This is a genomic window from Streptomyces sp. NPDC047515 (genome assembly GCF_040643055.1).
Lineage (GTDB): Bacteria > Actinomycetota > Actinomycetes > Streptomycetales > Streptomycetaceae > Streptomyces.
In genome coordinates, this window is record NZ_JBEYTM010000005.1 from 157,254 (window position 1) to 171,574 (window position 14,321).

A 14,321-nucleotide genomic window follows, 5' to 3' on the forward strand; every position below is an offset into this window, starting at 1 on the left:
GGGGTGGTGCGTGCGGGTCAGGCCTGGGAGCCCGCCGTCCACTCCGCCCAGCTCATGTTCCAGCCGTTGAGGCCGTTGTCGGGGGTGATGGTCTTGTCCGGGGAGTTCTTGACGATGACCACGTCGCCGACGAGGGAGTTGTTGTAGAACCAGGCGGCGGGCTGGTTGGCGTCGTTCGCGCCCTTCACGTCGGCGAGACCGACACAGCCGTGGCTGGTGTTGGCGCTGCCGAAGATCGACCGCGCGCCCCAGTAGTTGCCGTGGATGAAGGTGCCCGAGGTGGAGAGCCGCATGGCGTGCGGCACGTCCTTGATGTCGTACTCGCCCTTGCCGTCGCCGTCGGTGAAGCCGACCGTCGCGCCGTTCATCCGGGTCTCCTTGAACTTCTCGGAGATCACCATCTGCCCGTTGTACGTGGGGTTGGCGGAGGAGCCGGAAGAGATCGGGATGGTCTTGATCGTCTTGCCGTTCTGGGTGACGGTCATCATCTTCGTGTTGGCGTCGACCGTCGAGACCTGGTTGCGGCCGACCTTGAAGGTGACCGTCTTCTGCTGCACACCGAAGACTCCGTCCGCGCCCTCGACGCCGTCCAGCGCCAGCTTCAGCGTGACGGTGGAGCCGCCCTGCCAGTAGTTCTCGGGGCGCAGGTCGAGGCGCTGCGCGTTGAACCAGTGTCCGACGACCTGCTGGCCGCTGCTGGACGTCACGGTGATCCCGGCCTGGACGGCCTTCTTGTCCGTGATCGGCTTGTTGAAGTTGATCGAGACCGGCATGCCGACGCCGACCGTGGAGCCGTCCTCGGGGGTGAAGTTGCCTATGAAGCTGTTGTCGGGCGAGACAGTGGTGAACGAGGAGTTCTCGTGCGCCTCGCGGCCCTTGGAGTCCTTGGCCGTCGCGCTGATCTTGTACGTGGTCGAGCGCTCCAGCTGGACGTCCGGCTTCCAGCTCTTGCCGTCGGCGGCGAGCGTGCCCTTGACGGCCGCACCGGCCTGCGTGGTCATGGCGACCTGGGACAGCGTGCCCTTGCCGACAGTGACCTTCGCGTCGTTGTTGATGCTCGCGTTGGTCGCACCGTTCTTCGGCGAGATCGCGATCTGCGCCTCGGACGCGTCCTGGGCCGCCGCCTTGTCGACCTCGGCCTGCGACTTCTTCGAGCTCCCGGCGCTGCCGCCGCTCGCGTCGCCGTCGCTGCAGGCAGTGAGCACCAGCACGCCGCCGAGCAGTGCGGACGCGGCCATCAGACCCCTGCGCCGCTTGCTTCCCGTCATCACACGCTTCTCCATCGTTGCCGAATCCCCAAAAACCCCGAGCAGAGCCGCCGGCGCCCGGCGAAACCCGTCAATGTTCCTAGAACCCATGGAAAGGGTCCTTCGTTCCACATCCGAGAGAGATGTGGGGAACAACACTCACCGACGCATCCGCGGCAGTGGCGGTTCCCGCTTCCGGTCACGTATGTGCGAGACCGGTACGCACCACGGCCCCGGCCCAAGGAAAGCGGGCCGGGGCCGGTGCTTCACACCTGCCGGACCCGTTGTTCCGTGCCGCCGCTCACGCCATTGTGTCCGCCGTCGTCCTCACCCATTGTGCGGGACGTCGTCGTCGACCTCGTCGGCGTCGTCGGTCTCGTCGTCCTCGTCGCCACCCTCCTCGTCCTCGTCGAGGTTCCAGCCGTCCGGGTCGTCCGGGTCGTAGTCGACGGTCTCGCTGCTCCAGGACGCCTGGGCGAGTTCGACCCCCGGCACCTCGCTGACCAGGTCGAACGGATCGACGAGGGAGGCGAGGGCCTCCGCGCCGTCCTCCCGTACGGCCTCCTCGGCCCGTACGCGTTCCTCGGCGGCCTCGCCGCCGGGCTCCCCGTACTCGGCGGCGATGGACTCCAGCGCGGTGCCGCTGAGGGCGTCGGAGTCTGTGATCTCCAGCATCATTTCGACGCGAAGCCGAACAAACCGTGGTGTCTCAGAAGTGCTCATGTGCCGGAGCGTAAGCTCCCCGCCCCCGCGACTTTCCCGCGACCCGCTGCTTTCACTAGCATCTGCGTACAGGCCTAACTCACGGCTGTGACAAGGGGGATCGATTCCGTGGCCGCTGCTCGCCGCCCGCTCCTGACCGCCACCGCCGCGGGCACGTTGCTGGCCGCCCTGTGGTTCGTCCCGTCCGCCAACGCGACGGACGAATCGGCCGGCGCTCCGGGCGCCCGGAGCCGACAGGCAACCGCCGCCGAGGACACCACGCCGGGTCCGAGGCTCGCCGACACCGGCGCCGGGGTCGACACCACTCCGTATCTGATCGGTGGCACGGCGTTCCTGAGCATCGGCGCGGCGTTCGTCACCTGCTCGGTGCGCCGCGCCGACGCCCTGTCCGCCTGAACAGGCCGGGATCTTCAGGGTTCTTCGTCCGGATCATGCCGGATCGGGCACCGGGCACACGAACCCGGCACGATCCGGACGAAAGCTCCTAGGCCAGCGGTCCGGTGACCGGCTCGACCGCCGCGACCAGCTTTCCGGTACGGACGAACGCGTCCGCCGCGGCCAGGTCCGGCGACAGGAAGCGGTCCGGTCCCGGCCCCTGCACACCCGCCGCACGCAGCGCCTCGATGGCCGCCTGCGAGGCGGGGGCGGGGGTGAGGCCCTGCGCGGCGCGCAGTTCGATGGCGCGGGTCGCCGCGTACAGCTCCACGGCGACGATCCGGGCGAGGTTGTCGACGGCGGTACGGAGCTTGCGCGCCGCCGACCAGCCCATGGAGACGTGGTCCTCCTGCATCGCGGAGGACGGGATCGAATCGGCCGAGGCGGGGACCGCGAGCCGCTTCATCTCGCTGACCAGGGCGGCCTGGGTGTACTGGGCGATCATCAGGCCCGAGTCCACCCCGGCGTCGTCGGCGAGGAACGGCGGCAGCCCGTGCGAACGGTTCTTGTCCAGCAGCCGGTCGGTGCGGCGCTCGGTGATCGAACCGAGGTCGGCGGCGACGATCGCCAGGAAGTCGAGGACGTACGCGACGGGGGCACCGTGGAAGTTCCCGTTGGACTCGACCCTGCCGTCGGGCAGGACCACCGGATTGTCGACGGCGGAGGCCAGTTCGCGGGCCGCGACGATGCCGGCGTAGTCGAGGGTGTCACGTCCGGCGCCGTTGACCTGAGGGGCACAGCGCACGGAGTAGGCGTCCTGCACACGCGGCGCGTCGTCCTGATGGTGGCCGGTGAGGCCGGAACCGGCAAGCACCCGCAGCATGTTGTCGGCGCTGACGCCCTGGCCCGGGTGCGGCCGGATGGCGTGCAGTTCCGGGGCGAGCACCTTGTCCGTGCCGAGCAGCGCCTCCAGGGAGAGAGCGGCGGTGATGTCGGCCGAGGTGTAGAGGTTCTTCAGGTCGGCCAGGGCCATGACGAGCATGCCGAGCATGCCGTCGGTGCCGTTGAGGAGGGCGAGGCCCTCCTTCTCGCGCAGCTCGACCGGGGCGATGCCATGGGCGGCGAGCAGCTCACCGGCGGGGCGCACGGTGCCGTCGGGACCCTCCGCGTCACCCTCGCCCATCAGCGTCAGCGCGCAGTGGGAGAGCGGGGCCAGGTCGCCGGAGCAGCCGAGCGAGCCGTACTCGTGGACAACGGGGGTGATGCCCGCGTTGAGGACGTCGGCCATGGTCTGCGCGACCTCGGGGCGCACACCCGTGTGCCCGGAGGCGACCGTCTTCAGCCGCAGGAACATCAGGGCGCGGACGACCTCGCGCTCGACCCGCGGGCCCATGCCGGCGGCGTGCGAGCGGACGATGTTGCGCTGGAGCTGTGCGCGGAGGTCCTGGCTGATGTGCCGGCTGGCCAACGCTCCGAAGCCGGTGGAGACTCCGTAGACCGGCTCGGGCTTGGCGGCGAGCGCGTCCACGATCTCGCGCGCGGCGGCGAGCGCGCTCACGGCATCCGCGGAGAGCTCGACGCGGGCGTTGCCGCGGGCCACGGCGATGACGTCCTGAGCGGTGGTACCGGACGTCCCCACCACGACTGTATGCATATCCATATTCAGAAGCGTACGGATTGAATCCCTTCATGTCACTAGTGGTCACGCGGTTGACCCCTTACCGATCCGGTCACACGGTCAGGGGCGGCTGCCACGCAGGTGGCGGCGGTCGTGCGGGGACCTGGGCGGCGCGTCGGCCAGCCGGATCACCTCCCCGTCGCGCCCCGCCACCACCGGCTCCGCCGAGCGGGCCGCCTTCGCCCGGTACTGGGCCGCGTCCGCCAGCCGGAAGAGCCGTCGCGCCGACACCACCGGGCCGATCGGATCACCGGTCGACGCGAGCCCGCACGCCACCCCGTCACCGAGCTCCAACTCGGCCGCCCGCTCGCAGAGTTCGGCGGCCACCCGGATCACCTCGTCCGCTTCGGGACCCACCGTGAGCAGACAGAACTCATCGCCGCCGAGCCGGGCCGCGAGCGCACCGGGCAGCATGGCGCCGCAGCGGGACAGCACCGAGCCGAAACGTTCCAGCAGGCGGTCCCCGACGGCATGGCCATGAGTGTCGTTGACCCGCTTCAGACCGTTGAGGTCGCAGACGACCAGACTGACCACGGCCCCGTCCGCCCGGTGCCGCTCCACCGCCTCGTCGAGCCGCACATCGACGGCACGGCGGTTGGCCAGCCCGGTCAGCGGATCGGTGAAGGCGAGCTTGCGGACCTCTTCGAGCCGTTCGGTCTGTGAGATCCCGGCGGCGACGACCGCCGCCAGCACGGTCGCGAAGTCCGCGTCCTCCCGGCCGAACACCGGCCGCCCCACCGGGCGGGCCACATACAGCTCACCCCAGGCCCGCCCGTGCAGCACGATCGGCGCGACCACGCAGCAGCCGCGCCCGCGCCGGCGCAGGGCGGCCACCCGCTGCTCGCAGTACCCGCGCCCGTACCCCCGCACCCCCGCGCACGGCGTCCGGCCCACCGGACCGTCGGCGGTCTCCACCCAGGCATCCGGCTCACCACCACCGGCCCACCGTTCATGCAGGAACTCGGTGATCTCCGGGAACTGGTGCACCGGATACGCCTCCTCCTCGGGGAACTCCTCCTCCCCCTCGGCCCGTTCGCCCGCGTTCACCAGCACGCGCAGCCGTCCGCGCCCCCGCTCCCAGACGGAGAGCGCGGCGAAGCTGCCGCCCAACGCCTCGCACGCCCCCAGCGCAGCCGCTCGCCACGACCCCCGCGGGGTGTGCGCCGCCGCCATCGTCTGCGCGAGCGAAACCACGGCCCGCAGCCGCACATCATCACCCATCGCTACAGCTTATGTAGTTTTGTGGTGATTTGATCAGTTTGCGACATCGGTAGCGCTCGCTGCGTGTCTCGTTGAACGCGCAACGTCACTCACCGGGCCAGTTCGGCTTCCTCTTCTCGTTGAACGCGGCCACTCCCTCGGCCCGGTCGCCGGAGAAGGCCACCGACCGCCAGGCGGCGTCCTCGACTTCGAGACCGGCCCGCAGATCGAGGCCGTGCCCCAGGCGCAGCGCGCGCTTGGCAGCCCGCAGCCCCACCGGGGAGTTGGCGGCGATCCGCCCCGCGAGCGCCAGCGCGGCCTCCCGGTCCCGCCCCGCCTCCACCAGCTCGTCGACCAGCCCCGTCTCGCGCGCCTCGGCCGCCTCCACCCGCCGCGCCGTGAAGACCAGCTCGGCGGCGCGCGCCGCGCCGATCCGCCGCGGCAGCAACTGCGTGCCGCCGCCGCCCGGGATGACACCGACCGACACCTCGGGCAGCCCCACCACGGCTGTGCGGTCGGCGACGATCAGGTCGCAGGACAGGGCCAGCTCGAATCCGCCGCCGAGTGCGAAGCCGTGCACGGCCGCGATGGTCGGCATCGGCAGTTCCAGTACGCCGGTGTACGCGGCGCGTGCCGTCGGGCGCTGACGCAGCAGCTCGGCGTCGGTGAAGGAGTTGCGCTCCTTCAGGTCCGCGCCCACGCAGAAGGCCCGCTCATGGCTGGAGGTGAGGACGGCGACCCGTACGCCCGGGTCGGCGGCGAGCGCGGCACAGGCCGCATGGATCGAGCGGGCCATGTCCGTGGACACCGCGTTCATCGCCCCCGGCCGGTCGAGGACCAGCTCGGCGACGTGTTCCTGCCCTTCGTGGACCCGTACGACGACGAATTCCCCGAACCGCTGCTCGGACGTGACGGTCATGACTGGCACCCCTCCGGTTAACGATCGTTGCCGGAGGGATCCTATGGGGCTTCCCGGACAGCGGTCCGGGCGCGTTCAGGCCCGGGACGCGCCCCGGCGCGCCAGCAGCCAGGGCTCCACCACGCCGAGGCCGCGCACCGGACGCTGCCACATCGGCTGCAGCCCGTAGCGGTACGTGGGCACGGACGGCTCCATGCCGTCCCGGCGCTCCTTCTCGGCCGCGGCGGCCTCCTCCGCCGCCTGCGCCTCGGAGACCGGCGCGTCGCCGGTACGGGTCAGCTCCTCCGCGAACGCCCCGTCCACCAGCACGGCGTCCTTGGGGGCTATCGAGGTCAGCCGGCTCGCGAGGTTCACCGTCGTACCGAAGACATCGCCCATTCGGGTGGTGACGGTGCCGAACGCGATGCCGACCCGCAGCGCCGGCATGGTCTCGTCCTGGGTCATCGCCTCGATCAGACGCAGCGCGATCTCGGCCGCGGTGCCCGCGTCGTCGGCGGCGAAGAGGACCTCGTCGCCGAGGGTCTTGATGAGCCGGCCGCCGTGGGCGGCGACCAGGTCGGCCGAAGTGGTCTCGAACGCCTCGACCAGCTCGCCGAGCTCCTGCTCCTCCAGCCGCCGGGTCAGCCGGGTGAATCCGACGAGGTCGGCGAAGCCGACGGCCAGGCGGCGGTCGACCATCTCCTCGTCGTCGGCGGCCTGCACGACCCGGCCGGTGGCGGCGGCGAGCTGGCGCCGCCACACGTACACCAGGAACTCCTCCAGCTCCGGGAGGAGCAGCTCCACCAGCGGGTACGTGACCTCGGTGCGGGTCATTCCGGGCTCGGGCGGTTCGGTCAGCCCCTCCAGGAAGGAATCGATCTGCCATTCCGCCAGCCGGGCGGTGGTCTGCCCGGTGGACCGCGCCACCTGGATGGCCATCGGCTCGCTGAGCAGCCCCGCCTCGACGAGCCCCGCGAGCCGGCGCAGCGCCAGCACATCGGCCTCGGTGAGCGCCCTGGCCTGCCCGATGTCGGCGAAGCCCATGGCCCGCCAGAACCGGGAGGCCAGGTCCATCGAGACACCGGCGGTACGGGCCGCCTGGAACGGCGTGTAGCGACGGTCGGCGCCCAGGATCAGCTGTTCCAGCCGGATCGCGAGAGGGTCGTCGGTCGGTTCCGCCGTATGGTCGACTTCGTGATGCGGTGTCGGGTGGACCGAGGGTTCCGACGGGGGCTCCGCGCCCGCACCGGAGGTCGTGTCGTCGACGGTCACCAGCCGCCTCCTGCCCGTTCCCTGCGCACTGCCCTGCCGATCTGTCGGTGGATCGCCTCAACGATACGGCAGGTGTGCCGTGGCTCACGTCCCCATGGCCTCCGGAAATGTTCCTGGGTGAGCCAGAGGGCGTGGGTGGTTTCCGCCGGTGGGGGGTTTCCGGAAGAGCACGTCCCGTGCCTCGGTACGGGTCCGGGCGGGCCCGGGGGGCGATCATCGTGCCTCCTCTCAGACCAGGCCGCCGCCGATGCCCCGCAGGTGCACGATGTCGCCCGCCGAGACGGGTTCCTGGAGACCGTCGTCGGTGGACAGGATCAGGCGGCCGTCGCCGTCGATCGCCATGGCCTCGCCGGTGAGCGTGCGGTCGCCGGGCAGTTGGGCCCGTACCGTGCGGCCGAGGGTCGCGCAGCCCGCCGCGTACGCCTCCTGCAGTCCGCTCGCCGCCGGGTCGCCCTCCGCCGCGTGCCACTGGCCGTACCAATGCTCCAGTGAGCGCAGTACGCCGCGCAGCAGCGTCTCCCGGTCGGTGGAGACCGCTCCGGCCAGGGCCAGCGAGCCGGCCGTGGCGGCGGGGAGTTCATCGGCGCGCAGGGACACGTTGAGGCCGATGCCGACGACGACGCCGTTCCCGGCGCGCTCGGCCAGGATGCCGCCCGCCTTGCGCTCCTCGCCCGCCACTGTCACGAGAAGGTCGTTGGGCCACTTCAGGGCCGTGTCCACGCCCGCCGCGCGGGCCAGGCCCGTCGCCGTCGCGACGCCGGTGAGCAGCGGCAGCCAGCCCCACCGCCGGACCGGGACGTCGCCGGGCGTCAGGAAGACGGAGAAGAACAGACCCGACCGGGCCGGGGCCGTCCACGTGCGGTCCAGGCGCCCGCGGCCCGCGGTCTGCTCCTCGGCGACCAGCACGGCGCCTTCGACGAGGCCCGCCGCCGCCTGTCCGGCGAGGTCGGAGTTGGTGGACCCGGTGGTCTCCACGACGTCGAGCGAGGTCCACAGGCCGCCCGGCCGCAGCAGTCCGCGGCGCAGGGCGGGGACGTTGAGGGGCGGCCGGTCCAGGTCCGACCAGCGGCTGTGAGGCGCATCCGAAGGTGTCATGCAAGCCAGACTAGGTGTGGCAAACGACGCACTGCCGAACCGTATCGGCGCCGATACCCTACGGATCAGTAGGTGTTCAGTACCTGATCAGCAGCACAGTCGTCCCCGTGACCAGGCAGGGAGCCGCCACCCGATGTCCGAGCCGGAAGAGATCGACATCCACACCACCGCGGGCAAGATCGCGGACCTGCAGCACCGAATCGACGAAGCGACGCACGCGGGCTCCGAGCGCGCGGTCGAGAAGCAGCACGCGAAGGGCAAACTGACCGCCCGCGAGCGGATCGACCTTCTGCTGGACGAGGGTTCCTTCGTGGAGCTCGACGAGTTCGCCCGGCACCGCTCCACCAACTTCGGCATCGAGAAGAACCGCCCGTACGGGGACGGCGTCGTCACCGGCTACGGCACGGTCGACGGCCGCCCCGTCTGCGTGTATTCGCAGGACTTCACCATCTTCGGCGGATCGCTCGGCGAGGTCTACGGTGAGAAAATCGTCAAGGTGATGGACTTCGCGCTGAAGACCGGCTGCCCGGTCATCGGCATCAACGACGGCGGCGGTGCCCGTATCCAGGAAGGCGTGGCGGCGCTCGGTCTGTTCGCCGAGATCTTCCGCCGCAATGTGCACGCCTCGGGTGTCGTCCCGCAGATCTCGCTGATCGTCGGACCGTGCGCGGGCGGCGCCGTCTACTCCCCCGCGATCACCGACTTCACCGTCATGGTCGACCAGACCTCGCACATGTTCATCACCGGTCCCGACGTCATCAAGACCGTCACCGGTGAGGACGTCGGTTTCGAGGAACTCGGCGGCGCCCGCACCCACAACACCACCTCCGGGGTGGCGCATCACATGGCGGGCGACGAGAAGGACGCCATCGAGTACGTCAAGTCCCTGCTGTCGTACCTCCCTTCGAACAACCTCTCCGAAGCACCGGCCTTCCCGGAGGAGGCGGACCTCGCCACGACCGACGAGGACCGCGAGCTCGACACCCTCATCCCGGACTCGGCGAACCAGCCGTACGACATGCACGCCGCCATCGAGCACGTGCTGGACGACGGCGAGTTCCTGGAGACCCAGGCCCTGTTCGCCCCGAACATCCTCACCGGTTTCGGGCGCGTCGAGGGCTATCCGGTCGGCATCGTCGCCAACCAGCCGATGCAGTTCGCCGGCTGCCTGGACATCAACGCGAGCGAGAAGGCGGCACGGTTCGTCCGCACCTGCGACGCCTTCAACGTGCCCGTCCTGACCTTCGTCGACGTACCCGGCTTCCTGCCCGGCGTCGACCAGGAGTACGGCGGCATCATCCGCCGCGGCGCCAAGCTGATCTACGCGTACGCGGAGGCGACGGTCCCGCTGATCACGGTGATCACCCGCAAGGCGTTCGGCGGCGCGTACGACGTCATGGGCTCCAAGCACCTGGGCGCCGACATCAACCTCGCCTGGCCGACCGCGCAGATCGCCGTGATGGGCGCGCAGGGCGCGGTGAACATCCTGCACCGCCGCGCCATCGCCGCCGTCACGGACCCCGCCGAGGCGGAGGCCAAGCGCGCCGAGCTGATCGCGGACTACGAGGACACCCTGCTCAACCCGTACGTGGCGGCCGAACGCGGCTACGTCGACGCGGTGATCATGCCGTCCGACACCCGCGCCCACATCGTGAAGGCGCTGCGCCAGCTGCGCACCAAGCGGGAGTCGCTGCCCCCGAAGAAGCACGGCAACATCCCCCTCTAGAAAGGGTCCTGGCCATGATCAAGGTCGTACGGGGCAACCCGACCCCTGAGGAGCTGGCTGCCGCGCTGGCGGTGGTCCGGGCACGCGCCGGGGTATCGGTGTCCGAGGTGTCGTCCGGTGCTCCGGCGCTGTCCGGTCAGTGGTCCGACCCGGGACGCATCGCCCGGCGCGAACGCCATCTGCCGGGGCCGCGGGCCTGGGCGCGGACGTACTGGCCCGGCTGAGGGGCGCCCCGCAATCCCGGGACAGCCCTCAGGGTCTTTCGTCCGGATCGGCCCGGATCCCCACCCCATCGCGCACCGGACCGCCACCCGTCCGCACGTGTTTTCGGAGGTCCGGGCCCCTTCGGGTCCGGACCTCGCTGCGTACGGGCGCGATCTGGCCCGTACGCACCAGGGCGCCTGAGTACCCGTACTCAGGCGCGTCGTCCGGCCCCGCAGCAGGATCGGTCCCATGCTGTGGTCCGACCCGGAGAACAAGCCGCCGAAGGAACTGCGCGACGCCCAGGACATGATGCGGCGCGCGGGGCTGGTGCTCGCGCTCGCGATGGTGGTCGCGATGTTCGTGCTCGGGACACGGTGAGGGGCTTCTACGATGGCGCGTATGACTGATCAGCGCCGTCTCGTGCTCGCCTCCGCCTCCCCCGCCCGCCTCGGCCTTCTGCGCCAGGCCGGATTCGCACCCGAGGTGATCGTCAGCGGGGTGGACGAGGACGCGCTGGGCGCCCCGACACCGGCCGAGCTGGCGCTCGTGCTCGCCGAGGCCAAGGCCGCCGCGGTGGCCGGCCGGCCCGAGGCGGCGGGTGCCCTGGTCATCGGGTGCGACTCGGTGCTCGAACTCGACGGCGAGGCGCTCGGCAAGCCGGCCGACGGCGAGGAGGCCATCGCCCGCTGGAAGTCCATGCGCGGCCGGGCCGGAGTGCTGCGGACCGGCCACAGCGTGATCGACACCGCGACCGGCCGTACGGCCTCGGCGACCGCGTCCACGACCGTCCGCTTCGGCGAACCGACGGACGCCGAGATCGCCGCCTACGTGGCCACTGGCGAGCCGCTCCACGTCGCGGGCGCCTTCACGCTGGACGGCCGCTCGGCGCCGTTCGTCGACTCCATCGAGGGCGACCACGGCAATGTCATCGGGCTCTCGCTGCCGCTGCTGCGCCGGCTGCTGGACGAGCTGGGGATCTCCGTCACCGAGCTGTGGGTCCGCGGCTGAGCCGGACCGCCCACCCCGCCGGACCGTCCGGTGCGGCCGTTGGAGTCGGGCCGGCCGAGCCGGACCGTTCGGACCCGTCGGTCCGGTTCGGCCGTTCGAGTCGGGCCGGCTGAAGACTGTCCGGACCGGGCCGTCCGGGTCGGGCCGTCCGGGTCGGGCCGTCCGGGTCGGGCCGTCCGGGTCAGACGGGAGCGGGAGCGTTCGGCTCGGCGTCCTCGGCGGGCCGGCCGGTCCCGGACTCGGGGCCGTACGCCACCAGCGCCAGCACGATCAGCCCGAGCACCACCATCAGGCACGCGAACGCGGCCCAGCCGACCAGCCCCACCGTCAGCGCGCCCAGCACCCCGTGCACCACGGCGCAGGTGATGAGGGCGATGCGGCCGATGCGGCCGGGGGCCCGGTCGCGGATGCCGGCCAGCAGGAGGACCAGCCCGCACAGCAGCAGATACGCGCCGAAGACACCGCCCATCACCCAGGTGCCGTTGACCATGGCGGCGGGTTCCAGCCCGGCGAGCGACATGTCCTGGTTCTTGACGACCGTCGCCAGGATGCCGTTGACGACCACGATGCCCACGGCCTCCACGAACAGCACGATCGCCGTCACGAACGCCACCGGTCTGCGCACCACGGCGCTCACCCCCTGTTACCTGCAGTACGTGCGATAGCGCGGACCCTACTAATGGGTAACGCCCGGGACAAGGGCCCCGGCACCCTTCGCCTGCGCCCCGCACTCCTGACACGCACCCGTGCGCTTCCGCCGCGCCCCGCTTGTCGCACCCCTCGTGCGTCGGGCAAAGAATCGTTCGCCCATTAGTGGGGACTCGACAAAGAAACGCCGGGCTGGGCCGCTTGCGCGAACAGAGACCTGGACCACACCTCGTGGCTACTGTGCGGTCATGGATCCGGGCGTACCGTGGTGCCACAAGGGATTTCGCGACTTGAGGAAGCCTCGAATCACCCTCCGTGTGGGCAAGCTCACCATTGGGGACGGGTCGTAGGGCCGTGTCGGTAGTCCCTAAACTCAGCTTGTTTCAAGGAGGGAGCCATCGTGCGCAAGGTGCTCATCGCCAACCGTGGCGAAATTGCTGTCCGTGTTGCTCGGGCATGCCGGGATGCCGGGATCGGGAGCGTGGCCGTCTACGCCGACCCGGACCGCGACGCTCTGCATGTGCGTGCGGCCGACGAGGCATTCGCCCTGGGCGGTGACACCCCGGCCGCCAGCTATCTGGACATGGCCAAGGTGCTCCAGGCTGCCAAGGACTCCGGGGCGGACGCGATCCACCCGGGCTACGGCTTCCTGTCGGAGAACGCCGAGTTCGCCCAGGCCGTGCTGGACGCGGGCCTGACCTGGATCGGCCCGCCGCCGCAGGCGATCCGGGACCTCGGCGACAAGGTCGCCGCCCGGCACATCGCACAGCGTGCCGGTGCCCCGCTGGTGGCCGGCACGCCCGACCCGGTCGAGGGCTCCGCCGAGGTCGTGGCCTTCGCCGAGCAGCACGGGCTGCCGATCGCGATCAAGGCCGCCTTCGGTGGTGGCGGTCGCGGGCTGAAGGTCGCGCGCACGCTGGAGGAGATCCCGGAGCTGTACGACTCCGCGGTCCGTGAGGCCGTGGCGGCGTTCGGCCGTGGGGAGTGCTTCGTGGAGCGCTACCTCGACAAGCCGCGCCATGTCGAGACGCAGTGCCTGGCCGACACCCACGGCAACGTCGTCGTCGTCTCCACCCGTGACTGCTCGCTCCAGCGCCGCCACCAGAAGCTGGTCGAGGAGGCCCCCGCGCCGTTCCTCTCCGAGGCGCAGAACGCGGAGCTGTACGCGGCGTCGAAGGCCATCCTCAAGGAGGCCGGTTACGTCGGTGCGGGCACCGTGGAGTTCCTCGTCGGCACGGACGGCACCATCTCGTTCCTGGAGGTCAACACCCGGCTCCAGGTCGAGCACCCGGTCACCGAGGAGGTCACCGGCCTCGACCTCGTCCGCGAGATGTTCCGCATCGCCGACGGCGAGGAGCTCGGCTACGGCGATCCGGCCCTGCGCGGGCACTCCTTCGAGTTCCGGATCAACGGCGAGGACCCGGGCCGCGGCTTCCTGCCCGCCCCGGGCACCGTCACCGTCTTCTCCCCGCCGACCGGCCCCGGTGTCCGCCTCGACGCGGGCGTGGAGTCCGGTTCCGTCATCGGGCCCGCCTGGGACTCGCTCCTGGCGAAGCTCATCGTGACCGGCGCGACCCGTGAGCAGGCGCTGCAGCGGGCGGCGCGCGCGCTGGCCGAGTTCGATGTCGAGGGCATGGCCACCGCCATTCCGTTCCACCGCGCGGTCGTCGCCGACCCGGCGTTCACCAGTAACCCGTTCCGGGTCCACACCCGGTGGATCGAGACCGAGTTCGTCAACGACATCAAGCCCTTCACCGCCGCCGCCGACGTGGAGGCGGAGGAGGAGACCGGTCGCGAGACCGTCGTCGTCGAGGTCGGCGGCAAGCGTCTTGAGGTCTCGCTGCCCTCGTCGCTGGGGATGAGCCTGGCCCGTACCGGACTCGCGGCGGGCGCCAAGCCCAAGCGCCGGGCGGCGAAGAAGTCCGGCTCCGCGGTCTCCGGCGACACGCTGGCGTCCCCGATGCAGGGCACCATCGTCAAGGTGGCCGTCGAGGAGGGCCAGCAGGTCCAGGAGGGCGACCTGGTCGTCGTCCTGGAGGCCATGAAGATGGAACAGCCGCTCAACGCGCACCGCGCCGGCACCATCAAGGGACTCGCCGCCGAGGTCGGCAGCTCGATCTCGTCCGGCGCCGTGATCTGCGAGATCAAGGACTGACCCACGAGGTCGGCCTGTCCTCGCGCCGGGGCCCCTGCGGAGTCGTACGACTCGGCAGGGGCCCCGCCCGTTCACTCGGAGGTTCCCTCCGA

Annotated in this window: 14 protein-coding genes; 6 read left to right on the forward strand and 8 right to left on the reverse strand. The window is 71.0% G+C overall.

From position 1 onward, the window contains the following. Positions 1–17: 17 nt before the first annotated feature. Both ABZ826_RS06105 and ABZ826_RS06110 read right to left on the reverse strand, forming a co-directional pair. On the reverse strand, positions 18–1,283 hold the full coding sequence (locus tag ABZ826_RS06105; RefSeq protein WP_361442891.1) for an Ig-like domain-containing protein: 1,266 nt from the start codon (positions 1,281–1,283) through the stop codon (positions 18–20). 291 nt (positions 1,284–1,574) lie between these two features. Beyond that, a complete protein-coding gene (locus tag ABZ826_RS06110) occupies positions 1,575–1,970 on the reverse strand; it encodes a hypothetical protein (RefSeq protein ID WP_361442893.1) in 396 nt (131 codons plus the stop codon). 108 nt (positions 1,971–2,078) lie between these two features. On the opposite strand from ABZ826_RS06110, the gene ABZ826_RS06115 reads away from it, so the two are divergent. Continuing rightward, complete coding sequence (locus tag ABZ826_RS06115; RefSeq protein ID WP_361442896.1) at positions 2,079–2,366, forward strand: hypothetical protein; 288 nt, start codon at positions 2,079–2,081, stop codon at positions 2,364–2,366. An 88-nt stretch (positions 2,367–2,454) separates the two neighbouring features. Here ABZ826_RS06115 and hutH read toward each other — a convergent pair whose 3' ends face one another. The 5 genes from hutH to ABZ826_RS06140 form a co-directional block, all read right to left on the reverse strand. Beyond that, the gene (gene hutH / locus ABZ826_RS06120; protein WP_361442899.1) at positions 2,455–4,005 is read right to left on the reverse strand and encodes a histidine ammonia-lyase; all 1,551 of its coding nucleotides are present in this window, start codon (positions 4,003–4,005) and stop codon (positions 2,455–2,457) included. Between the two features lie 78 nt (positions 4,006–4,083). Continuing rightward, a complete protein-coding gene (locus tag ABZ826_RS06125; protein WP_361442902.1) occupies positions 4,084–5,244 on the reverse strand; it encodes a GGDEF domain-containing protein in 1,161 nt (386 codons plus the stop codon). Positions 5,245–5,329: 85 nt separating this feature from the next. Next, a complete protein-coding gene (locus ABZ826_RS06130; RefSeq protein WP_361442905.1) occupies positions 5,330–6,142 on the reverse strand; it encodes an enoyl-CoA hydratase-related protein in 813 nt (270 codons plus the stop codon). 75 nt (positions 6,143–6,217) lie between these two features. Then, on the reverse strand, positions 6,218–7,393 hold the full coding sequence (locus tag ABZ826_RS06135; protein ID WP_361442908.1) for an adenylate/guanylate cyclase domain-containing protein: 1,176 nt from the start codon (positions 7,391–7,393) through the stop codon (positions 6,218–6,220). A gap of 228 nt (positions 7,394–7,621) precedes the next feature. Next, on the reverse strand, positions 7,622–8,488 hold the full coding sequence (locus tag ABZ826_RS06140) for a biotin--[acetyl-CoA-carboxylase] ligase (protein ID WP_361442911.1): 867 nt from the start codon (positions 8,486–8,488) through the stop codon (positions 7,622–7,624). A gap of 133 nt (positions 8,489–8,621) precedes the next feature. On the opposite strand from ABZ826_RS06140, the gene ABZ826_RS06145 reads away from it, so the two are divergent. From ABZ826_RS06145 to ABZ826_RS06160, 4 genes are all read left to right on the forward strand, one after another. Continuing rightward, on the forward strand, positions 8,622–10,214 hold the full coding sequence (locus ABZ826_RS06145) for an acyl-CoA carboxylase subunit beta (RefSeq protein WP_361442914.1): 1,593 nt from the start codon (positions 8,622–8,624) through the stop codon (positions 10,212–10,214). A 14-nt stretch (positions 10,215–10,228) separates the two neighbouring features. Then, on the forward strand, positions 10,229–10,438 hold the full coding sequence (locus ABZ826_RS06150; protein ID WP_361442917.1) for an acyl-CoA carboxylase epsilon subunit: 210 nt from the start codon (positions 10,229–10,231) through the stop codon (positions 10,436–10,438). A gap of 229 nt (positions 10,439–10,667) precedes the next feature. Continuing rightward, positions 10,668–10,796 (forward strand): hypothetical protein, encoded by a 129-nt coding sequence (locus tag ABZ826_RS06155; protein WP_093900106.1) that lies wholly within the window; start codon positions 10,668–10,670, stop codon positions 10,794–10,796. Positions 10,797–10,808: 12 nt separating this feature from the next. Beyond that, positions 10,809–11,426: a nucleoside triphosphate pyrophosphatase gene (locus ABZ826_RS06160; protein ID WP_361442920.1), complete on the forward strand. Its 618-nt coding sequence runs from the start codon at positions 10,809–10,811 to the stop codon at positions 11,424–11,426. Between the two features lie 181 nt (positions 11,427–11,607). Here the strand turns inward: ABZ826_RS06160 and ABZ826_RS06165 are convergent, their stop codons facing one another. Further along, positions 11,608–12,063 carry a hypothetical protein gene (locus ABZ826_RS06165; RefSeq protein WP_361442923.1) on the reverse strand — a complete coding sequence of 152 codons (456 nt, stop codon included), beginning with the start codon at positions 12,061–12,063 and terminating at the stop codon, positions 11,608–11,610. Between the two features lie 411 nt (positions 12,064–12,474). Here ABZ826_RS06165 and ABZ826_RS06170 point away from each other — a divergent pair, with 411 nt between their 5' ends. Then, on the forward strand, positions 12,475–14,229 hold the full coding sequence (locus ABZ826_RS06170) for a biotin carboxylase N-terminal domain-containing protein (RefSeq protein ID WP_361442926.1): 1,755 nt from the start codon (positions 12,475–12,477) through the stop codon (positions 14,227–14,229). Positions 14,230–14,321 lie beyond the last annotated feature (92 nt).

Coding starts and splice junctions, on each gene's coding strand:
- ABZ826_RS06105 (WP_361442891.1), bottom strand. CDS start 1,283: ATGGAGAAGCGTGTGATGACGGGAAGCAAGCGGCGCAGGGGTCTGATG.
- ABZ826_RS06110 (WP_361442893.1), bottom strand. CDS start 1,970: ATGAGCACTTCTGAGACACCACGGTTTGTTCGGCTTCGCGTCGAAATG.
- hutH (WP_361442899.1), bottom strand. CDS start 4,005: ATGGATATGCATACAGTCGTGGTGGGGACGTCCGGTACCACCGCTCAG.
- ABZ826_RS06125 (WP_361442902.1), bottom strand. CDS start 5,244: ATGGGTGATGATGTGCGGCTGCGGGCCGTGGTTTCGCTCGCGCAGACG.
- ABZ826_RS06130 (WP_361442905.1), bottom strand. CDS start 6,142: ATGACCGTCACGTCCGAGCAGCGGTTCGGGGAATTCGTCGTCGTACGG.
- ABZ826_RS06140 (WP_361442911.1), bottom strand. CDS start 8,488: ATGACACCTTCGGATGCGCCTCACAGCCGCTGGTCGGACCTGGACCGG.
- ABZ826_RS06145 (WP_361442914.1), top strand. CDS start 8,622: ATGTCCGAGCCGGAAGAGATCGACATCCACACCACCGCGGGCAAGATC.
- ABZ826_RS06150 (WP_361442917.1), top strand. CDS start 10,229: ATGATCAAGGTCGTACGGGGCAACCCGACCCCTGAGGAGCTGGCTGCC.
- ABZ826_RS06155 (WP_093900106.1), top strand. CDS start 10,668: ATGCTGTGGTCCGACCCGGAGAACAAGCCGCCGAAGGAACTGCGCGAC.
- ABZ826_RS06160 (WP_361442920.1), top strand. CDS start 10,809: ATGGCGCGTATGACTGATCAGCGCCGTCTCGTGCTCGCCTCCGCCTCC.